The organism is Actinotignum timonense (genome assembly GCF_002860685.3).
Taxonomy (GTDB): domain Bacteria; phylum Actinomycetota; class Actinomycetes; order Actinomycetales; family Actinomycetaceae; genus Actinotignum; species Actinotignum timonense.
In genome coordinates, this window is sequence record NZ_CP136960.1 from 1911123 (window position 1) to 1931690 (window position 20568).

Sequence of the window (20568 nt, forward strand, 5' to 3'; positions counted from 1 at the left end):
TGTATATCTGTTCCAGCGGCCGTACCGTCAGGATTGGCGACGACGCCGCGGCGCCGTCGCCCCACTTTCACTACACGCGTGCGTACCTGCGCAAAGCGATCCAGGATGCCAGGCCGGACACCACCACCGAGCCGATGAGCAGCCAGGGTGCTACCTGGAGGGCTTCGCTCACGCCGATCACGCGAATCCACGGCAGAGATTGGGAAATCCAGTCCTCGAGCAGGAATTTCGCTGCCAGCCACAGCCCGCCGACCGCGAAAATCGCGCCGACGAGCGAGGCGATAATTCCCTCGAGAATAAAGGGCAACTCGATGAAGAAATTCGAGGCGCCCACGTAGCGCATAATCCCCGTTTCGTTACGCCGCGACATTGCCGAGAGGCGGATCGTGGTGGGGATGAGGAGGAGCGCCGTGAGGATCATGACCGCGGCCAGTCCGCCGGCAATCGCGGTGAAGCGGTTGAGGGTGGCGAAAACCGGCTCGATTTGTTCGCGCTGGTCGTACACGCTCTGCACCCCGGGGCGGTTGCCGAGGTCTTCCACGAGCACCTGGTACTTTTCCGGGTCGTGCAATTTGACGCGGAAGGAAACCTGCATCTGGTCGGCGGTCACCGTGTCACGCCACACCGAATCGCCCATTTGTTCGCGGTAGTTCGCGAAGGCTTCTTCTTTGGTTTCGAATTCGTAGCGCTCCACTTGGGAGGCGAGCGGTTCGGTGGTCAGGGCGGTATCGATGGCCTTGATTTGCTCGTCGGTGGCTTCGTTACCGGCGCAGGGTTCGGTGGCGTCATTCGCCGCGCACATAAACACCGAGACTTCCACCTGGCTGTACCAATCGGCACGCAGGTGGCTGATCTGGGTTTGGAGCAGCGCGGCCGCGCCCACGAAAAGCAGGGAAACGAAAGTGACGAGGGAAACCGAGGCAGCCATCGCCTTGTTATTGATAAGTCCCTTGAATGTTTGGGACAGGACGAAACGACTGCGCATTAGTGTTGCCCTCCTCCGTACTGGCCGCGATCCTGATCGCGGACGATCACGCCGTTGGCCAGCTCAATAACGCGTTTACGCATCTGGTTGACCACGGTGGCATCATGGGTGGCCATAACCACCGTGGTTCCCGAGCGGTTGATGCGATCCAGGAGGCGCATAATCGACAGCCCGGTGTTTTGGTCCAGGTTGCCGGTCGGTTCGTCGGCGAGAAGGATTTCGGGGCGATTGACCATGGCGCGGGCGATGGCCACGCGCTGCTGCTCCCCGCCCGAAAGCTCGTTCATGCGGCGGCGTTCCTTGCCGTCCAGGCCCACCATTTCCAGCACTTCCGGCACTTCGGTGCGGATGCGGTGGCGGGGCGCGCCGATGACCTGGAGCGCGAGCGCCACGTTATCGTGCACGTTCTTATCGGGAAGGAGCCGGAAATCTTGGAACACCGTGCCGATGCGGCGCCGCAGGAAGGGGACGCGCCGCTGGGAAACAGTGGCGAGATCCTTGCCGAGCACCTCGATTTTTCCGGATGTTGGCCGTTCGGCAACGTTGATGAGCGAAAGCATCGTTGATTTTCCCGAACCGGAGGGGCCCACGAGGAAAACGAATTCGCCGCGGTCAATATCCGCGCTCACCGAGTCCAGCGCGGGTTTCGCGCCCTTCTGGTAGAGCTTCGTCACCTTGGTAAATGTGATCATAAACTTGCCCTTAGATTACTACTATCGTGCTTTACCCTACGGAACAGGCCGTAAAATCGCGCGGGACGCGCCGCGTACCCGGGGAAATTCATGCGTTTCCTCCCCCGCTTTCCCCACTTAGTCACCGGTTTTTTCGCCTGCCTTGTCGCTGGTCTTGCTGCCGGTTTTGTCGCTGCTCTTTTCGCCGGCTTTTTCTCCGGCTTTTTCGCCGGTGGCGCGCCAGCGGATACCGGCATCGATGAAACCGTCAATATCGCCGTCGAAAATCGCGTCGGTATTCCCCGATTCGTACCCGGTGCGCAGATCCTTGACCATCTGGTAGGGCTGAAGCACATAGGAACGCATCTGGTCGCCCCACGAGGCTTTGATATCTCCGCGCAATTCTTTCTTTTCGCGCGCTTCCTCTTCCTGTTTGAGGAGGAGCAGGCGCGATTGTAGGACCCGCATCGCGGCGGCGCGGTTTTGGATCTGCGATTTCTCATCCTGCATGGAGACCACGATCCCGGTGGGAAGGTGGGTGATGCGCACCGCGGAATCGGTGGTATTCACGGACTGCCCGCCCGGCCCGGAGGAACGGAACACATCGATGCGAATATCGGTATCGGGGATATCGATATGGTCGGTTTGTTCGATCAGCGGAATAACTTCGACGGCGGCGAAGGAGGTCTGGCGCCGCCCCTGGTTATCGAAAGGCGAGATGCGCACCAGCCGGTGGGTCCCGGCTTCCACCGAGAGCGTGCCATAAGCGTAGGGAGCACTCACCTCAAAGGTGGTTGATTTCAGCCCGGCTTCTTCCGCGTAGGAGGTATCGAGCACCTTGGTGGCGTAGCCGCTGCGTTCAGCCCAGCGCAGGTACATGCGCTGAAGCATCTGCGCGAAATCGGCCGCGTCCACTCCCCCGGCCCCGGACCGAATCGTCACCACCGCATCGCGCTCATCGTATTTGCCGGAGAGCAGGGTGCGGATCTGGAGTTCTTCCAGCGCTTTTTCGGTGCTCGTCATCTCTTCGCCGAGCGCTTCGTAGAGTTCCCGAGCCGAAGCCGGATCCGAAAGTTCTTCTTCCTGCGCGATCTCAAGGAGCGCACCAGCATCGTCAATACGGACGCGCATTTTCTCGAGTTTCTCCAGTTCGCTTTGGGCATGGGAGAGTTTCGAGGTGACCTCTTGGGCGCGGGCAGTATCATCCCAGAGCCCGGGCGCGGAGGATTCTTCCGTCAGCGCGGCGATACGCGCGGTGAGGCCCTCCACATCGGTCACCGCTTCGATTTGGTGAAAAACACTGCGCAGATGGTCAAGACGTTCGGAAAAATCACTCACGGCATAAGGCTACCTCAGGTCAAGGCGCGCCCGGGCCTGCGCACGTATCGGCACGGGAAGGTCCAGTACCGGAAGCCGCACCGTTTTTTCCAGGGCGACGACGACGCCGGCGCTATCCGCGCCGGTATCTGGCAGCACGCGCTCCGCGGGACATGTTGCAGCGGCGAGCTGGCGCACGGTGGCCGGGCTGGGATGGCAATCGCTCAGGGTGGCGCTGCTGAAATAACATTCGCGGGTGATCTCTTGGCTGATCGCGAGCGCGGCGGAATCGGCTTGCCCCTGGAGTGTGTGCCGGGCGGTGAGGACGGTGGCGAGGTAGACGAAGCCTAAGCACAGCACGGCACTGAGCGCCCAGGTTCCCAGGCCCAGGATGAGGATATTGCCGCGTTCCCGGGGTGCTGCTCGTGCCCGCAGTGCCGGAGATTTCACCAGGGTGTGCACGGCCGCGCCTCTCGGAAACGATCCACGCTTGTTCACGGCCGCGCCTCTCGAAAACGGTCCACGGTTGTTGAGGCGCTCTGCTCTATAAGAACAGTGCGCCCAAAATAAGCGAGCGGAACCGAGACCTCGACCGTGACGGTGATACGTGCTCCCGGGCTTAGGCACGGGTGGGCGGAACAGGAGATCCGCGGGGGCGCACCGCTTAGGGCGGCGCCGCTAACCGCAGCATCGCTTACCGCGGCGTGGACAACCGCCCGTGCTCGCGCTGTTCCGCTGGCTGTGTTGTCCGCGGTTGCGAAACTGCGGGCTGCTTCCTGAGCTGCCTGCGCGGCGACCGCCCGGGCGCGGGTAATCCCGGTGCTTTCCACGGTAAACATGAGGAGCGGGAGAACAAGCATGACGAGGATAGCGAGGGCTTCCAGAGTGCCGTTTCCCTTTTCGCGGATGCTTCGGTGGTTCACCTGGTTTTTCATAACCGTGCTCCTTTCGCGGGTGGCGGGTGGGTGTGCGCCCCGCGAGCGGTGAGGACGTGTGCGTGGGATCGCAGCTTGACCGGGTGTGTTCCCAGGAGGGAGGAATATGTTCCGGTGATCTCGACTCGTAGGAAGTCCTCTTCCCCGATGCGGATCGTGCTCGCGCTGGCTGCGCACTGGCAGGCGGGGACCCGCGCGGTGATGTCCGCGGTGGCCTGCGCGGCTATCTCGGGCAGGCTGAGCTGGCGTACCGCTCCCGCGCGAGCGGCCCGTACTGCGCAATCACGTATCTGTTCGATTGCAAAGACGCGGGATCCGAGAACCGCGAGCGCCAGGGCAGCTAGTACCACCACCCCGGCGAGCAGGCAAAAATCGACGACTGCACTGCCGCGTTCGGAAGTGGGAGCACAGGGATCACGTGTCTTTCTCATGAAAAACTCGAGATGCGTTCGATGGCGGTGGAGAAGAGATTCGTGAGAGCCGGGCCGGCTACTGCCCAGATGGCGAGCACCAGGCCGACGGTCATGAGGGTGACAAGTACCCAGCCGGGCACGTCTCCGCGTTCGCCGGAATCCGGAGCGGTCCACGTTGAGTCTGGTAGATCAGAGTGGATAAGCGCGCCGTGCGTACTCACTGACATAAGTAGTTCCTTTCGCTAGATAGGTTGGTTGTGGCGGTGGTTTATGGGGAGGTGAGAGGAAGGAAGGTGAGTCGGGCCAGGCCCGGGTAGAGGGCGATGACCACGATGAAGGGCAAAATGAGGAAAACAACGGGAATCATCATGAGGATTTCGCGGCGTCCTCCGCGTTCAAGGAGTTGGCGGCGCGCGTAATCTCGTGCTTCTTCGGCCTGTACCCGCAAGGTGTCTGCGAGTGGGGAACCGTGGGCGAGAGCAGCAAGTAAGGCTTCGCATAGGCTTTGCAAGGCCGGGTTGTGTACCCGTTCGTTGAGGCGGCGCAGGGCCGTGGTGAGCGGGTCACCGGCATAGACATCTCCGAGGGTTCGCCTCAGTTCTTTTCCCAGGGCTCCGCCGGCAAAGCTCGCAACGTATTCGATAGCTCCCACGATGCTGGTGCCCGCCCCCACCGCGATGCTCAGGAGGTGGGCGATATCAGGAAGTTCGGCGGTGATAGCGCTGTCGCGGCGGCGCAGGCGTGCGGTGAGCTGAGAGTCCACGGCGAGGATGGCACCAATGAGGAAGAGCACGGGGCAGGCGGCCGCGAGCGCCGCGGGTAATCCGCGGGCCAGGCAGGCTAGCCCGAGCGCGATACCGGCTGCTCCGGCGAGTACTCCCGCGCGTAATTGGGCAAAGCGGAAGTCTGCGACGTCGCCCTCCCCTAAACGGTGGAGACGGCCCGTGACCGATGCATGAGTGGAACCGAATTTTTCCGCGCCGCGCAGCACCATCCGGATGATGCGATGGGGCAGGCGCGGGCGGGCACCGCCCAGGTAGGGCGCGATGCGTGAGACCAGTGCGGGGCCCGGCCAGAGCCACCACCAGCCGAGGAGCACGAGGCCCGCCGCGCAGAGACTCCCGGTCAGTGCGGGGAGGGGTGCGGGAACGAGCATGGGAAGGGGAAGAAGCATAGGAGCGGTCCCTTCCTATACGGCGGCGCGTCGGGCGCGACTGGGACGGGGAGGCGAGTGCTGGCCGGCCATTGCGGCGCCTGGCACAGCAGCCGCCGAGGCTCCCGGCGGGGCTTCCGGTGAGGCTCCCGGGGATACTCCCGCTGAGGCTCCCGGCGCTGATCCCGGCGCAAATCCCGGGGAGCCGGCCAGGACTCGTTGTTCTTCGGGGAGTCGGCCCAGGTGGAGCATGAGTCCGTAGGCGAGCAGTGTGGCGGCCAGGCCAACCAGCAGGATGAGGGTGCCGGTTGGCGAGGTGAAGGCGTCCATCGTGCCCGGCCTGGTGGAGAGCAGCAGGAGGACGAGCCACGGGGCGAGTGCGGCCACCCGTGCCGCGTTAACGGTCCAGGATTGCCGGGCGAGGAGTTCGCCCCGGGCCCGGTTTTCTGCTCGCAGGGATACCGCGAGGGATTCCAGGACGCGGGGTAGATCGTGGCCGCCGTGGCGCACCGCGAGTCGGAGAATTTCGAGGACCCGGTCTGATACCGGGTTGTGGAAGGAATCTTTGAGACGGGTTAGGGAGGTGTCAAAGCTTCCGGCTGTTTCCAGGTGGGTGGCGAAGGAGCGCAGCGCAGGAGGGGCATCTGGCCGGGTGGCGAGATAGAGAAGAGCTTCGGGGATAGTGCGCCCGGCCCGGAGGGAGGACAGCAGCTTATCGATGCGGTCGGGCCAGGCGAGGCGCTGTATATCCCTCGCTTTCCGACCTGCGTGACGGGCATGCCAGACCGGCAGCCAGAGCCCTATTACTCCCCCGGCGGCGACGAGGAAAGGATGCCCGGTGCCGAGCACGGCAGCTAAGGCCAGGCCGAGGCCGCAGCAGATACTTATCCCGAGCCGGCGCCAGGAAATCGCGACGCGAGCCGATCCGAGGCGCCCCGGCAGTCCCGACCAGCGCGAATCGCCAGCGTAGCGCGGGCGATCCGAACCGCCCACCACCGCCGAACCGCACAGAGCGCGGATAACCGTGAGAATCCCGGTGGTGAGTAAAGCTCCAACGATCAGTCCCATGATCAGCTCACCGCCCGGGTAAGAATACTTCCATCTGGCCCAAGGCCCATGACCTCCAGGATTTGAGCGACCTTACGCTGCCCGCTGGCCGCCCGGCTTACGTGGATGACGAGGTTAATAGTGGCGGCAACAGTGGGCGTCACAAAGTTCGGGGTGATATTTTCACCGGCGAGGAGCGGGAGGATCTCCAATTTCGTGAGGGCTTCCCGCGCGCTATTGGCGTGAATAGTGCAGGCCCCGGGAATGCCCGCATTGAGGGCCACAAGAAGATCGAAGGCTTCCGCACCGCGTACTTCTCCGATAACGATGCGGTCCGGGCGCATGCGCAGGCTTTCGCGCACGAGGTCGCGGAGCGTCACCGCGCCGCGCCCTTCCAGGGACGGCGGGCGCGTTTGCATCGCAACAACATCGGGAAGGTCGATACCCAGCTCAAAAACTTCTTCCGCGCTGATAAGACGCTCAGTTGTTGCTATCCCTCCGAGGAGAGCACGTAGGAGGGTGGTTTTGCCAGCCCCGGTTGATCCCGATACCAAAATATTGCGCCCGGCGCTCATGGCTGCGCTTAGGTAGTCTGCTTGCGCTTCTTCCAGCATCTGCACATTTACCAAATCGCTGAGCTGGCGGGCCCGCACCGTGTATTTTCTGATATTGATCGCCCAGTGTCGCGCGGTGATATCGGGGATGGCCACGTGGAGGCGTTCCCCGGTAGGCAGCTGGGCATCAACAAACGGGGTGGAAAGGTCCAGGCGCCGCCCGGAAGCGTAGAGCATCCGCTCCACCAAGGTGTGGATCTCATCTTCGGTCATCGTGAGATCAATACGAGTGGAAACACCCGAGCGGGCCACAAAGATCTTATCGGGCGCATTGATCCAGATTTCTTCTACCTGTGGATCGTCAAAGAATTTCTGTAGCGGTCCGTATCCGCTCAGCTGGGAGATGAGGTGGGAGCGTACGCTCTCCGTATCCGCCAGGGCCGCGTGCTCCCCGCGCACTGATTCGTCATTAAAAGTACTAAGGGTTTCTCCCACGATGTTTGCCAGGAAGGCGGCATCACGGCGCGGATCAATTCCGCGGTGCCGAATCGTTGCCCGAACTCGCTCTTCTATGGCCTGCCGGTTGGCGGAGGCAGGGCGATAGGCACGACTGGCCACGTGCGCTGAGCGAGCCGAGGCGAGGCCCGCGGGCCCCGGATATGCCGTTTCGTGCATGGCGCCTCCTTTGGATAGTCGGGTGGTGATCGTGGTGAGCTGCTCTCACTGTAGGGTCTCCCGCGTGTGGGAATAGCACCTAGCCGGCTGGCTGTGGATAGGGGATGCATTTCGCGATCATGTGGATAGTTCCGGCGGCCGGTCTATATCCGGGCATAGCGACAGACCTATCTGGACGCAGCACCAGACTTATCGGGCCGTGGCAGCCGGCCTATATCCGGGGTGTAGGCAAGCACGTGGCTGAGTTTTCGGATAAATTGAGGGGGTGACTACTTCTCCGCTCTATCTTGCTGCGCTTGCCGTCGGGGCTCTCGGCGTCGAGATTGTCTCCACGCGCCAACCGTTTGTTGAGACGGAAGATTTTGTTTCCGGGTGTGTCCTTGATTCTCAGGGGCGCCACTGGATGGTCAAAGTTCCTCAGAATGGCACGGCGGCGACGTCGCTAGAAGCCGAAGCGGCTCTGGCTCCCCAGCTTTTGGAGGAATTGCGGGCCGGTCGCCTGCCTTTCGATATTATGCGGCCGGCCGGTTTTGTTGATGCTGATACCGGGGGTCGCGCGGTGGTCTACCCGGAGCCTTTTGGGCGGGCGCTGGTTTTCGAGGCTCTCGGTGAGGAAGAAGTGCGGGAGATGGGCCGTACTCTCGCCGCGATTCACAGCATTGACCGGGATGTGGTGGCTCGTTCCGGGTTGCCTGTTTATACGGCTGGGCAGTGGCGCGCGCGGGTGCGGGCCGAACTGGAGGCAGCAGATCAGGAAACGTCCCTTCCCACGATTTTGCGCCAGCGCTGGATGGATGTGCTGGATAGTGATGAGGTGTGGGATTTTGAGGAAACGGTTGTCCACGGTGATGTGGCGTCCGATAATTTCTTGTGGTCGAATGGCTCGGTTGCGAGCGTGCTCGGTTTCGGTGAGGCACACGTGGGCGACCCGGCCCGGGATTTAGCGGCGATGCTTGTTCTTGATGATGAACAGTGGCCGAGTTTTATTACTTCTTATGAGAATGCGCGCTCGGTTGAGCTGAGGGAAGCGGATTACACCCGTATTATTTTCACGTCGGAGTTCGCGATTATTCGCTGGCTCATGTACGGGATTCGTACGGGCAGCATGGAGATTAGGAACGACGCCGTCCAGATGCTCGGCGCGCTGGCCGAGGACGTACGTGAGGCCCCGGATTTGCTCCCCGCTACCCCGGCATCGGAGCCGGCTTTCACGGAAAGTGCTTCCGATGCCGAGGCGAGCGGTGCGGATGAGCTGACCGGGGAGACCGCGGTTACTGCTCCTGATTGGGCAGACCCGCACGAAGCAGAATTTCCTCCTCGCTGAGCTTCCCAGCCCGTAGTTCTTCAGCCCTATTTCCCCGCAGGTAGACGAAGGACGCATCAATTTCCGCGAGGGGGATGCTGTGGGCCCGGGACCAGGCAAGCCGGTAGAGGGCGAGCTGGAGTTCCCGGGCAGCCTTCGTTTCCCCGTAGGGGCGCCGCCCGGATTTCCAGTCCACGATAGTCACCGGGGCACGCCCGGGTACCTGTGAGGTGTCGAAAACAGCGTCGAGTGCGCAGTGGACAACATGCCCCCCGATGACCACGCCGAGTTGCTGCTCGATGGCGAGCGGCGGGTAGCTAGCCCATTCGGACGCTTCGTAATTCTCATACATACGCGCAATTTCTTCTGCGCTGAGAACGGGATCATGATCGAGCGGATCCTCGCTATCAATATTGAGCACGGCGGCGCTCGCGTAACTATCAGCGATTTTTTCGTGCAGGATCGTTCCCAAACGCGCAGCTCGCGAGGGCTGGCGGGGAACCGGGCGGCGTTTATTGAGCAGGTATTCTTCGCGGTGTTCAGCCCGGTAGACGAGCTCGGTGGCGGTGTAATGCCCGCCGGCCTCGGTGTACTCGGACGTTTCGGCTTGCTGTTTGCGTGCAATAAGCCGGCCGATGACCTGGGTGAGTTCGGCGCGCTGGTCAGCATCGAGAGTTTCCGCCTCGATAGGGAGGCTGCGGGCCAGGTCACGCGGCCAGGCAAGCAGATCGGGCGCCTCGAAATAATGCGGTACCGGTTCGAGGACCGGCGGGTACACAACTTTTTCGCCGAAAATGTCGACGAGCTCATCCACGCTCAAGCTGTCCGGTGCAATATCCGGGAATCCTTCCGGCAGCTTCACGGAGGAAACCGTGGCGGGCGAGGCAGCCAGCGTGAGCTCCCCGCGGGCGGCAGCTTCTCGCACCGCGCTCAGGAAGCAGGAGGGCGGCCGTGTTTCAACGCCCAGCGCGTTATCGCCCCCATCTTCCGGGGTTTCGGCGGCGTTTTTCTTTGCTTGCTTTTCTGCTTTCTGTACCCGGCCGGACACATCTTTATCATCTTGGAAACAGTATCCGGCTAGCAGGAGCTCCCGAGTGGATCGGGTAAAGGCCACGTAGGCGAGGCGCCGCATTTCTTCACTTTCGTGGTACGCCAATTCGTCAAGGAACCGCGCGTAAGTATTCGCGACGGTGATTTTATCGAGATTGCGCGCTCCGGCCAGTGTGAATTGGGGTAGGTACGGATAGTCGGTCCGCAGGGGGTACGGGAAAATACCGGTATTGCGCGGCCAGGCTTTCACTCCTTCGGTCACTTCGGAGAACTGGCCTTTCACGAGTTCAGGTACGACGACGAGGTCACGCCATTCCAAACCTTTGGCAGCATGAACGGTCATCAATTGGATAACCCCGGGGGTAACATCGACCGCGCTCTCTACCCGCGGAATATCTGCCCCGGATTCTTCTTCCCCGCCGTGTTCTTCTGTTTCCACCACATCGAGCCATTCCACGAATTCGCGCATGCCCCGCTGGCTATCACCGTGCGCATAGGTGCGGGCCAGGGAGATGAATTGGTCGATGGAGGTACGGACTCGCTGCCCGCCTTCACTGCGGGTAGCAGCCGCGGTATCCAGGCCGAGCAGGTGAACGGCCCGATCAATCTGATCGGCCAAAGCGTTATGCAAACCGGAACGCAAGGACGCGAGGGTGGCATTCAAGCGCCGCAGGCGTTCCCAGCCAATGCTGGAGAATTCGCCGCGTGCGGATCGGGCTGCTTGCCTGAGCTCAGCTTCGCCCGTTCCCGCCAGCTCCGCCGCATCCGCGCGCTCACCTGGGCACTCGCCCCCGTGTTCACCCGAGTTGCCATCCGCATGCGCATCGAGATGTCCATCCCCATCCTCATACATGCCAGGGGTGCTTGGGGTGCTCACCAGGAGCATAAGCGCGTGGAGCGCCTCGCCCAGATTGGCTTCGTCACGACTGTTGAGAAGGGGTTGCGCGGTAGCCAATTCACCCGCGGCGCCAGACGCGCCCTCGTGGCCGGGTGCGGCGTCGTCGTTAATAAAACTGGCACGCACGTCGCTATCGACTTTGGTGACAGCCGCGGCCGCGTAGCGACGCGCCCAGCGTGAGAGCGCGCGGATATCCGCCACCCCAATATTCCAGTGGGCGAGTAAGCGCGCGAGGAGGTCGCCGCGGGCCGGGTTGGCGGCCAGGCCGAGGGCGGCCCGCAGGGTAATGATTTCCGGGCGCGCCACCAGCGATTCCCCGCCCACGATCTCAAAGGCGAGGGGCTGAGGCGTGGCACCGCCAGGGTGAGCGGCAGATTCCCTGGCGAGCTGGCTGTTGAGTTCGCGCAGTGCGGCGGCCATCATATCGATATAGGAGCGTTTGCGGCACAGGACGGCGATCTCGGCCCCGCGCGGTGCTTCACCGCGAGCGCGCCGCTCTTCGTTTTCCGCGGCCACCCGCTCGCGTACCGCGAGGATATGCCGGGCGATACTCCGGTAGGAGTCTTCGCGAAGGAGGGTACGGATTTCGCTGACGCGCCCGGCTCCCGCTCCGGGGCGTTCACGCAGCCGCAGTGGCGCGATATCGGTACTTTCCCCCGCGCTCCCCGCGGTTCCCGCGCTTGTTGGGGCGGGCCTGAATTCGGGTGGGAAATTCGGGTGGTCACGATCTTCGCGTAGGAACGTGTCGCGTTCTAAGGGAGTGGCGACGGCGTTGCCTGCGGCGAGCACGGCTCGATCATTACGGAAAGCGGTGGAGAGCTGGAGTTTCTCTACGTGCCCGAAAATGCGGGTGGTGTGACGTGCGAAGTTGGTCAGGGCGGCGGCGCTGGCGCCTCGCCACCCGTAGATGGCCTGGTTCGGATCGCCTACCGCGGTGATGGATAGGAAGCCGTCTCGTTTCGCGGTGAGGGCGCCCAGGAGGAATTGTGCTTGGTTTTCGTCGGTGTCTTGGTATTCGTCGAGCAGGATGAGGCGATACCGGGAGGAAATTTCCTTGGCGATTTGGGGATAGCGGGTCATGATGCGCCCGGCGATAGCGACTTGGTCGGCGAATTCGGTGACGTTGAGTTCTTTTTTGAGCTGCAGGTAGGACTCCACTAGCCCAAGTACGACCTGTTGTTGTTTGGGTACTGCCGCTCCCCCTTTCAAATTGGTGAATTTCTTGGAGGCATCCGGGTACCAGCAGCGCGCGCTCATGATGCGTGTTGAGTCGGCACACAGAGTTTCCAGGGCGTGATCTTGGGCGGTGAGGAAAGCGCGGGCTTCTGCTAGCTCCACGCCGTTGGTGAGGATTCCTTGAGCGAAGGTGAGGGCGTCGTTGATGAGGCTGGAGCGGCTGCGTTCGGCCAGGACCGCGGTGCTAGCGCTGCTGGGCAGGGCGCTGACGACCTGGTCCATGAGCTGGACGCGTTCGGCATCGGTGATGAGGCGGGCGGTGGGATCGGCTCCGACCAGCATGCCGTAGGCTCCGGCGATGTCGTTCGCGAAAGAGTTGTAGGTGGATATGACGGGCCGGCGCATGGCGCTCCCCGCGTTGCTTCCTTCCGGGGCGAGGAGGCCGAGTTTTTCTAAGCTGGTGTTAACTCGTTCAGCTAGTTCTCCGGCGGCTTTCCGGGTGAAGGTGAGTCCAAGGACTTCATCCGGGCTCACGTTGCCGCAGGCGAGGTGGTAAGCGATCCGGTCCACCATGGTTTTTGTTTTGCCCGATCCGGCTCCGGCAACCACGAGTATGGCCGGGGCGGTGGAGGTGATGACCCGGCGTTGTTCCGCGGTGGGTGGGTGTTCTTGGCCGGCGAGGATGCGGTCTAGAGCGGCATCGGGTTCCGCTGGCGTCTGTGCTTCAACGTATTCGTGGGGTGTGGGTGTCATGAGAAAATCCGTCCTTCTTGCGTGAGGGGACTAATGGATTGAACCCGGTCATTGGCTTCTTCCAAACTGGGCGAGACCGGTACGAAGCCGCTCACCGCGATCTGGGCGGCGCTGCGCACGCGATCTTCCGCTCGAGCTGCACTCACCTCATCAAGGGGTTCTTGGGTGAGAACGGAGGGGCTGTGCTGTTTCTTCAGGAAATTGTGCGGGTGGACGTACACGAGTTCCGCACCGGCAGGCGTGTGTTTTTCGTTGAGTGCCCACTGGTAGACCTGGAGCTGGGCGTGGTCCTCAGCCTGTGCCTCGCTAGGCTTATATTTTCCGGTTTTCAGGTCAATGACCCGGGCGCCTTCCCCGCGGTTGACGAGGCGGTCAATGGAACCGGATACCCGTACGGGCGGGGTGCCGGGAAGCTCGCGACTAATCCGGTGTTCTACGCCTAGCAAGGTGTCATCCCGGTGGGAATCAAGGTAAATATAGAGGTTATCGACCATGTCACTGGCTTGGTCGAAGAGGAGTTTGTCGTAATGGGTGGGAGTTTCGGATAGTTTTTCAGGCCAGAGTTCTACCAGGCGGGCGTGCATCTGCTCCTGGTTGGGTTCCTCAGCGAATTCTTCCGCGATGCGGTGAACTAGGGTTCCGATGGAGGCGCTCTCAGTGCCTTCTTCCGAGCGCAGGCCCACCGCGGAACAGAATCCGTCAAGCGGGCAGGCAAGGAGGGATTCCACCGCTGAGGGACTCACGTAGACCGGGCCGGGTACCGCTGCTTCGGTTGAGGTGGCGAGCTCATCCATCCAGGTGTGCGGATCCGCCGCGCTAAATCCGGCGCCACGCATTTTCTCCAGAGCCGCCCGGGCGAAATCGCTGGATTCTCCCCCGGCACGTAGTGCCCGGCGCAGTACCCCAACGGTTTCCTCACTGCTGAGGAGCGCGGGTGGGATCGGTTGGGCAACAAGGGGCCGGCGCCCGAGGGGAAGGGCCATACCCCAACGCGGATCGCTGAGCGAGCGCACGGTACGTGGAAGATTGGGACCGCTCCCACCGGCTCCCGTTCCTACTCCTGCACCCGTGCCTGCGCTAGCACCTGCTCCGGCTGAGTTTTCCGAGATATCAAAGCCGAGCAGGGGGAAGAAGCGCGAAGGGGTATCTCCCATGCTGTCCGTGGTGGTCACGAGGAGACTGCGCCGGGAGCGCGTAACCGCGAAATGTAATTGGCGTAGTTCATCAGCGATGACCGTGGATGTGGAATCGCGATAGACCGCACCTCCGCCAGCCGTGGCAGCCGAACTGACCCCGGAGCCCGAACTGGATCCACCGGCGAACCTTCCGGTCACAAGTTCACTCAGGAGTCCGGTACCCGTGAGGGCATCACGCGGGCGCGGATTAGGCCATACGCCATCCACCACGTGCATGAGGACAATATGGTCCCATTCGCGCCCTTGGGCTCCCGCGGGAGTAAGGAGGGAAACGCTATCAGCTTCCGCCCCACCCCGCGCGATGGAATCTTCGGGGAGTTCTTGGGAGCTCACTTCTTCCAGGAGAGTATCCACCGTGACAGCCGGGTCACGATCAGCCATGCGTTGCGCCACCCGGAAGAGGGAAATAACCGCATCGAGATTCCGGTTGGCCCGGTCGGCATCCGGGCCGTGCCCGAGGGCTAATTGTTGCCATTCTTCGGATTTTCCAGCTCCCTCCCACGCGGCCCACAGCACTTCTTCCGCTTGCATGGCGCAGGCCTCCCCCGCTTCCCGAATCCGGGCGAGTAGAGCGCGCAGGGGTTCGAGTTCCGCTGCGGTAGGCCCACCGCTCCCTAGGACTGCTCCGGTAAGAAGTTCCGCTTCACTGCCACGCTGCCCGGAGAGGAGGGCTTGGGCACGCAGCCACCTGCCTACCCTTTTGATTTCGAGGGGGTCCATTCCGATGATGGGTGAGGCGAGTAATGCCGGGATATTAACGCCCTCCGGGGTGGCGAAGGCGTGCGGGCCGCTGGTGAAGGCAGCGCGGATGAGGTCAAAGAGTGCGGCGACTGCCGGTTCGCGATGCAGGGGCTCATCACTAGCCAGGGGCGCTACCGGTATTCCGCGCCGCACGAGTGCATCGCGGATCAGCCCGTGTTCACTGCGCGCACGGGTAAATACCGCCATCTGCGCGTAGGGGGCACCGGTGCGTAGATGTACTTCTTCCAGGTAGGAAGCCACGTAGGCGATTTCTTCTTCCATGTGGGCGAAGCTGGCCCCGCGCAACGCATCATTCCACGGATCGGTTGGCCCGCAGGGCAATTGATCGGATATATGCGAACTTGCCGCTTCTGCATCCACCCTGGCGCCGTCACCATTGCCACTGGTATGACCGCTGCCATACTCCGAGAGCGCCGGCCCGGCAGCGCGGTGGGCATGCACACCCCCGCCCACCGGGAGGGCCTGCTCGATGCGCTGAGCTTGGCTAATAAGAACGGAACCACCGCGATGCCGGACGTTGAGGTAAACAAGATCAGCATCCAAGCCGCGCGGAGCGGGATAAGCAAGATCACCCGGGAGGGAATGCACCCCGCCGCGAAATCCCTGAACCGCACTATCGGGATCACCGGCCACGATAATCCGGGTTCCCTGATCGCGCATTACCCGCAAGAGGGGAAGCATGGACCGCGGTGCGTTCTGGGCATCATCAACAAGGACCATTGCCCAGCGCGGGCGCGGTACCGGGACCGTGCGGCCCGCTGCCGCCAGGTGTTCTTCCCAATCCGAGAGCATATGGGTAGCCGCACCGACGAGCTGGCTGTGATCAAGACGATCCGGGCTAGCGGCCGAACCTGCCAGCGCATCCCCCAAGGTGCGCACCTCATCGTACCGGCGCATAAGCGCGCCGGCCAGGCGCCACATCTGTGCTTGGAGTTCGGGCACGCTCCCGTTTTCCGCCCAGGCTTCCAACTGGCCGGCATCCAGACCGAGTTCGCGAGCGCGGGTAATAAGGTTACGCAGCTCTTGGCGTAATCCGGGAAGATCACGCACATCCTCGGTAACAAAATCAGGGAAATGGATACCCGAGTATTCATCACTGAGAATCTCACGCACGATGCGATCCTCATCAGGACCGGAGATCAATTCGGGTTTTTCCCGCCCCAGGGCTTGGGCATAGCGCTGCACAATGGCGTAGGCGAAGGCAGAAAGGGTACGGACCTCCAGGTTTTCGGGGCGCACCCCGGCCGCCAAGGTGAGCAGGTGTTGGAGGCGCGCTGCGGCGCGCCGATCCTGGGTGATGACCGCAATATTTCCTTCATGGAGAGCCGCGCGGGCAATATGGGCGAGGACGGTGGTTTTCCCACTTCCGGGCGCACCAATAATGCTCAGGGTGCCCGGGGCTAATCCGCCCGCAGACCGTGCCAGAGCCGCGCTGACCGCTGCCTCTTGTGAGGCATCGAGTTGTTCGACGATCCTGTCCACCACGATCCTTTCTTCGCAGGTGCGTTGTTAGGATTAACCATACGAGAGGCTTACGACAAATTTTTTTGTCGTAAGGGGCCGCTACTGTGGAGGCATCGCGAACGCTACTGCGGAAGCATAGCGAAGATGAGCTATTCAGGCTCTTTCACGGCGGTGCCTTACGGCCCCGCATCCCTAGAGTATTCAAGGAGAAAGATATGGAAATCGTTATTGGTTTTCGTGAAACTACCCGCGATCTGATTTTGGAAACGGATGCCTCGGTTGAGGAATTGCGCGCGCTTGTCGATGCCAGCCTGGGTGGAGAAGGCAAGCCTTTGCGTATTACCGCGAAGAAGAATCGTGAGGTAACCATTCCCGCCGATGCTATTGCTTTCGTGGAAATCCGCGAACAGGATACCCGCCGGGTTGGCTTCGGTCTCTAGGAAATTCGTGGTGCACGGGAGGTCGCGGCGGCCCGGCCGGGTTCGTGCCGTAGAATAGCCGGGAGCCTGAGGCCGTGTACGCCGCCTCCAGGCGTGATTGATATGTGTAGCTGCCCGGTCGCTGGGGATTGTCGCGATCGGCTGCTACCTCGGGTGGTGTGCTCGGTCGCCGGTGCGTAACCGGCTGATGTGGCATATATCGCAACTGCTGCACCCACCCCTAGCTCGTGCCCCTTAGCGCACGCAGAAAGGACAGCATATGGCTTCCGGAGTGATTGATTCCTCCCGCGCTCATGAACCCACCGATACTTCCCCCGCCGCGGATATCACCGGCACAGGTGAAGGCCTCGAAACCAAGTCTTTCGCGGATTTCGGAGTTTCCGAACCTATCGTTCGTGCCCTGGAAGAGCACGGCATTACCCACCCGTTCCCGATCCAGGCACTCACCCTTCCCGTTGCCCTGACCGGGCACGACATTATCGGGCAGGCAAAAACAGGCACCGGGAAAACTCTTGGTTTCGGTATCCCGCTCCTCGAAGTCTCGATAGGTCCGGGAGAAGAAGGCTGGGAGAATATCCCGCCGGCAGATCAGGGTAAGCCCCAGGCACTCGTCGTGCTTCCTACCCGTGAACTGGCCAAACAGGTTGCTTTGGAGCTGCGTAACGCCGCTGCCCACCGCAGCTTGCGTATCGTCGATATTTACGGCGGGCGCGCCTATGAACCCCAGCAAGAAGCGCTGGCCAAGGGCGTCGAAATCGTGGTGGGCACCCCGGGCCGCATCATCGACCTCATGAAACACGGTACCCTCGTGCTCAGCCGGGTTCGCACCGTGGTCCTCGATGAGGCCGATGAAATGCTTGACCTCGGTTTTTTGGACGACGTCGAAAAAATCCTCTCCGCCGTTCCACCTACCCGCCACACCATGCTTTTCTCGGCAACCATGCCCGGTCCCGTCATCACCATGGCGCGCCGCTATATGACGAAACCGACGCATATTCGCGCCCATACCCCCGGCGATGACAGCGCCACCGTGAAAAATATTCGCCAGGTTGCCTACCGCGTCCACGCCCTGAATAAAGACGAAGTGGTTGCGCGCATCCTCCAGGCCCGGGGCCGGGATCGCTCCATTATTTTCTGCCGCACCAAGCGCAATGCGGCCCGCCTGGCCGATACCTTGCGCGACCGCGGATTCGCGGTGGGATCCCTGCACGGGGATCTGGGCCAGGGAGCCCGGGAACAAACCCTGCGGGCCTTCCGTAAAGGCAAGATTGACGTGCTTGTTGCAACCGATGTTGCCGCCCGCGGTATTGACGTGGACGATGTCACCCACGTCGTCAACTACCAGTGCCCCGAAGATGAAAAGATCTACATTCACCGTATTGGGCGCACCGGCCGCGCCGGAAATAAGGGCACCGCGGTCACCTTCGTGGACTGGGAAGATATGCCCCGCTGGTCACTTATCAGCAAGCAGCTCAACCTCGGGATGGCCGATCCGGTAGAGACCTACCACACCTCGGATCACCTCTACACCGATCTTGATATTCCCACCGATGCCGGCTCCACCCTCCCCGAATCCCAGCGGGTGCTGGCCGGTCTGGATGCCGAAGAGATTGAAGACCTGGGTGAAACCGGGCACTCGCGGGGCGGGCGCAGGAATTCTCAGCGTCGCTCGGCCCGCCAGGGCGGGCGCCGCGGCCCGCGCGAACGCGGGAGCGAACGGCGTTCTTCTTCGACCCGTGGATCGCGCCGTGCCACATCCACGGCCACGAAGACGGAGGGGCAGCGCTCGGGAAGCGGGCGTCGTCGTACTGAAGAAAAAGAACAGCACAGTACTTCCGGGCGTACCCGCCGCAAGCTCGGCACCCCTCGCACGCGGGCCGAAACTCCCGCGGCTAGCGAGCAGGCAGGAACGCAGCGGCGGCGTCGTAAACTCTCCCGCAAACTGGACTAAGGCGGATTAACAGGCTCAGGCGGGCGCCTCCATATTTCCCGGAGGTGCCCGCCTGGACTTTAAGAATTGCGCGGAAAAAGAACCTACGCGGCGCCCGGCCACACCGAAACCGCACCGGCAATAATAAGCTGCACCGAAATAGCGGCCAGCAGCATCCCGGCAATGCGGGTGAGGAACACCGTGCCGCCTTCGCCGAGGAGCCGGTGCATGGGCGAGGCGAAACGCAATACCACCCATTCAATGATGTGCAGCAGAATAAAAGCCGCGATAATCGCGAGGATGCCGCCCAGGGTATCGCCGGATTCCTCCACCTTAATCATGATGGCAACGATCGCGCCGGGCCCGGCCAGCAGCGGAATTCCCATGGGCACCAGGGCGATATTCACCGAGGAAGCCTTCGCCTCTTCTTCTTGCGGATTGGATTCGTCCTGCATGAGCTGGAGGGCGACGAGCAACAGCAAAATACCGCCCGAAATCTGCATGGCGGCGGTGGTAATACCCAGCAAATCCAGAATGTATTTACCGAAAACCGCGAAAATCGCCAGCACAATCGCGGAGGTGAGGACCGACTGCCAGGCCGCGCGATTGCGTTCCTTATTGGTATTACGCGCGGTGAGCGCGATGAAAACCGGGAGGTTACCTAGCGGGTCGGCGATAACGAACAGGGTCATGAAGGTGGACAAGAAGATCGTGACATCAAAGACGGCCACGGGGCAGTACCTCCTGATTCTCCCCGGCGACCAGGTCCTCCACATCCGCAGGAGCGGTTTTACACCGAGCCGGACTTATAACGACACCATCCTAGGACATCCCCGCGAGAATCGAAAAGACATCCTGAAAATTTTCACGGCCGCGCCCGCGCCGGGTAGGAATGGCGCTCGCAGGTACCCGGCTCCCGCCGGAACGCTACGGCAGTGAAGCGCGTTTTAACCTAGCACAGGCAACGCGGTACCGTCGACCAGCTCGGCGATAATATCCGGGCTCGTGGTGTACTGCCCGAGCCGATTCGTTTTCCCGCGCCCGTGGTAATCACTCGCCCCAAAACCGCGCAGTTGCAAACGCTCGGCAATGCGTTCCAGGCCCGGCACCAGCGCCGGATCGTTTTCCGGATGGCGCAGCTCCACGCCGAATAGCCCGGCCGCGGCCATCTCCTCAAAAGCGCGCTCGGGCACCACTTTATTGCGCGCGGGGGCCACCGGGTGGGCCAGCACCGCTTTCCCGCCCGCCGCCGTGATCATCCGAATGGCCTCGCAGGCCTGCGGCGCGTAATGCGACACATAGTAGGGTCCGTGCACGGAAAGATAGTGGGTAAAAGCCGCGCTCCGGGTGGGAACCACACCGGCCGCCACCAGGGCGTCGGCAATATGGGGCCGCCCGACGGTCGCCCCCGGAGGCGTATGAGCCACTACATCATCCCAGGTGATAGGCACGTCCGCGCTGAGCTTCTCCACAATGGCGCGGGTGCGGGTGAGCCGCGACGCCCGCGTGGTAGCGATATGCTCCTGGATCGCACGGTCATGCGGATCGAAAAGATACCCGAGGATATGGCAGGTGATCCCTTCCCATTTCGTGGACAACTCCATGCCACGGATAAGTACGACGGCGCAGGAGGCCGCCGCAGCGGCGGCCTCCTCCCATCCGGCCACCGTATCGTGGTCGGTGAGCGCAATTCCGGTCAGGCCGATACTCCTGGCTTCCTCCACGAGTTCGCGCGGAGTGACCGTGGAATCGGAGGCGGTGGAATGAGTGTGGGTATCGATAGCCATGTTCTTCAGCTTAGTCGGGGCCGGGCGGGGCGCGGGTAGCAGCCGACCGGGGCACGGAA

Annotated in this window: 17 protein-coding genes; 3 read left to right on the forward strand and 14 right to left on the reverse strand. The window is 62.2% G+C overall.

The window, feature by feature from the left end:
* Nucleotides 1-70: 70 nt before the first annotated feature.
* The 10 genes from ftsX to CYJ17_RS08045 all read right to left on the reverse strand — a co-directional run bounded on the left by ftsX (nt 71) and on the right by CYJ17_RS08045 (nt 7750).
* Nucleotides 71-985 (reverse strand): permease-like cell division protein FtsX, encoded by a 915-nt coding sequence (gene ftsX / locus CYJ17_RS08000; RefSeq protein WP_026429510.1) that lies wholly within the window; start codon nt 983-985, stop codon nt 71-73.
* On the reverse strand, nt 985-1677 hold the full coding sequence (ftsE, locus tag CYJ17_RS08005; RefSeq protein WP_026429511.1) for a cell division ATP-binding protein FtsE: 693 nt from the start codon (nt 1675-1677) through the stop codon (nt 985-987). Before ftsE ends, ftsX begins: the two co-directional genes overlap by 1 nt.
* Nucleotides 1678-1794: 117 nt before the next feature.
* On the reverse strand, nt 1795-2994 hold the full coding sequence (gene prfB / locus CYJ17_RS08010; RefSeq protein ID WP_087070630.1) for a peptide chain release factor 2: 1200 nt from the start codon (nt 2992-2994) through the stop codon (nt 1795-1797).
* 9 nt (nt 2995-3003) lie between these two features.
* A complete protein-coding gene (locus tag CYJ17_RS08015) occupies nt 3004-3435 on the reverse strand; it encodes a hypothetical protein (protein WP_087070629.1) in 432 nt (143 codons plus the stop codon).
* A 32-nt stretch (nt 3436-3467) separates the two neighbouring features.
* Nucleotides 3468-3908 carry a hypothetical protein gene (locus CYJ17_RS08020; protein ID WP_087070628.1) on the reverse strand — a complete coding sequence of 147 codons (441 nt, stop codon included), beginning with the start codon at nt 3906-3908 and terminating at the stop codon, nt 3468-3470.
* On the reverse strand, nt 3905-4339 hold the full coding sequence (locus CYJ17_RS08025; protein WP_143231871.1) for a hypothetical protein: 435 nt from the start codon (nt 4337-4339) through the stop codon (nt 3905-3907). Before CYJ17_RS08025 ends, CYJ17_RS08020 begins: the two co-directional genes overlap by 4 nt.
* Entirely contained in the window at nt 4336-4548 is a 213-nt protein-coding gene (locus CYJ17_RS08030) for a hypothetical protein (RefSeq protein ID WP_219619189.1), read from the reverse strand. The genes CYJ17_RS08025 and CYJ17_RS08030 overlap by 4 nt, the downstream gene beginning before the upstream one ends.
* Before the next feature lie 41 nt (nt 4549-4589).
* Entirely contained in the window at nt 4590-5495 is a 906-nt protein-coding gene (locus CYJ17_RS08035; protein WP_087070627.1) for a type II secretion system F family protein, read from the reverse strand.
* 15 nt (nt 5496-5510) lie between these two features.
* The gene (locus CYJ17_RS08040) at nt 5511-6542 is read right to left on the reverse strand and encodes a type II secretion system F family protein (protein ID WP_101657659.1); all 1032 of its coding nucleotides are present in this window, start codon (nt 6540-6542) and stop codon (nt 5511-5513) included.
* 2 nt (nt 6543-6544) lie between these two features.
* Entirely contained in the window at nt 6545-7750 is a 1206-nt protein-coding gene (locus tag CYJ17_RS08045) for a CpaF family protein (RefSeq protein WP_087070625.1), read from the reverse strand.
* 265 nt (nt 7751-8015) lie between these two features.
* Here CYJ17_RS08045 and CYJ17_RS08050 point away from each other — a divergent pair, with 265 nt between their 5' ends.
* A complete protein-coding gene (locus CYJ17_RS08050; protein ID WP_087070624.1) occupies nt 8016-9074 on the forward strand; it encodes a phosphotransferase in 1059 nt (352 codons plus the stop codon).
* Here the strand turns inward: CYJ17_RS08050 and CYJ17_RS08055 are convergent.
* A complete protein-coding gene (locus CYJ17_RS08055) occupies nt 9022-12930 on the reverse strand; it encodes an ATP-dependent DNA helicase (protein WP_087070623.1) in 3909 nt (1302 codons plus the stop codon). The two genes, CYJ17_RS08050 and CYJ17_RS08055, sit on opposite strands and share 53 nt — an antisense overlap.
* Nucleotides 12927-16370 carry an ATP-dependent DNA helicase gene (locus CYJ17_RS08060; protein ID WP_143231870.1) on the reverse strand — a complete coding sequence of 1148 codons (3444 nt, stop codon included), beginning with the start codon at nt 16368-16370 and terminating at the stop codon, nt 12927-12929. Before CYJ17_RS08060 ends, CYJ17_RS08055 begins: the two co-directional genes overlap by 4 nt.
* A gap of 197 nt (nt 16371-16567) precedes the next feature.
* On the opposite strand from CYJ17_RS08060, the gene CYJ17_RS08065 reads away from it, so the two are divergent.
* Together CYJ17_RS08065 and CYJ17_RS08070 are read left to right on the forward strand one after the other, a co-directional pair.
* Entirely contained in the window at nt 16568-16792 is a 225-nt protein-coding gene (locus tag CYJ17_RS08065) for a DUF3107 domain-containing protein (RefSeq protein ID WP_087070621.1), read from the forward strand.
* A gap of 259 nt (nt 16793-17051) precedes the next feature.
* A complete protein-coding gene (locus CYJ17_RS08070; protein ID WP_087070620.1) occupies nt 17052-18743 on the forward strand; it encodes a DEAD/DEAH box helicase in 1692 nt (563 codons plus the stop codon).
* A gap of 83 nt (nt 18744-18826) precedes the next feature.
* Here the strand turns inward: CYJ17_RS08070 and CYJ17_RS08075 are convergent, their stop codons facing one another.
* Both CYJ17_RS08075 and CYJ17_RS08080 read right to left on the reverse strand, forming a co-directional pair.
* Nucleotides 18827-19453 carry a MarC family protein gene (locus CYJ17_RS08075; protein ID WP_026429521.1) on the reverse strand — a complete coding sequence of 209 codons (627 nt, stop codon included), beginning with the start codon at nt 19451-19453 and terminating at the stop codon, nt 18827-18829.
* Between the two features lie 216 nt (nt 19454-19669).
* Nucleotides 19670-20509, reverse strand: coding sequence for a PHP domain-containing protein (locus tag CYJ17_RS08080; protein WP_087070618.1), 840 nt, complete (start codon nt 20507-20509; stop codon nt 19670-19672).
* Between the last annotated feature and the right edge of the window lie 59 nt (nt 20510-20568).

Bases quoted from the DNA above. Each gene is read 5' to 3' on its own strand.
- ftsX (WP_026429510.1), bottom strand. From the start codon at position 985: ATGCGCAGTCGTTTCGTCCTGTCCCAAACATTCAAGGGACTTATCAAT.
- ftsE (WP_026429511.1), bottom strand. From the start codon at position 1,677: ATGATCACATTTACCAAGGTGACGAAGCTCTACCAGAAGGGCGCGAAA.
- CYJ17_RS08020 (WP_087070628.1), bottom strand. From the start codon at position 3,908: ATGAAAAACCAGGTGAACCACCGAAGCATCCGCGAAAAGGGAAACGGC.
- CYJ17_RS08025 (WP_143231871.1), bottom strand. From the start codon at position 4,339: ATGAGAAAGACACGTGATCCCTGTGCTCCCACTTCCGAACGCGGCAGT.
- CYJ17_RS08030 (WP_219619189.1), bottom strand. From the start codon at position 4,548: ATGTCAGTGAGTACGCACGGCGCGCTTATCCACTCTGATCTACCAGAC.
- CYJ17_RS08035 (WP_087070627.1), bottom strand. From the start codon at position 5,495: ATGCTTCTTCCCCTTCCCATGCTCGTTCCCGCACCCCTCCCCGCACTG.
- CYJ17_RS08040 (WP_101657659.1), bottom strand. From the start codon at position 6,542: ATGGGACTGATCGTTGGAGCTTTACTCACCACCGGGATTCTCACGGTT.
- CYJ17_RS08045 (WP_087070625.1), bottom strand. From the start codon at position 7,750: ATGCACGAAACGGCATATCCGGGGCCCGCGGGCCTCGCCTCGGCTCGC.
- CYJ17_RS08055 (WP_087070623.1), bottom strand. From the start codon at position 12,930: ATGACACCCACACCCCACGAATACGTTGAAGCACAGACGCCAGCGGAA.
- CYJ17_RS08065 (WP_087070621.1), top strand. From the start codon at position 16,568: ATGGAAATCGTTATTGGTTTTCGTGAAACTACCCGCGATCTGATTTTG.
- CYJ17_RS08070 (WP_087070620.1), top strand. From the start codon at position 17,052: ATGGCTTCCGGAGTGATTGATTCCTCCCGCGCTCATGAACCCACCGAT.
- CYJ17_RS08080 (WP_087070618.1), bottom strand. From the start codon at position 20,509: ATGGCTATCGATACCCACACTCATTCCACCGCCTCCGATTCCACGGTC.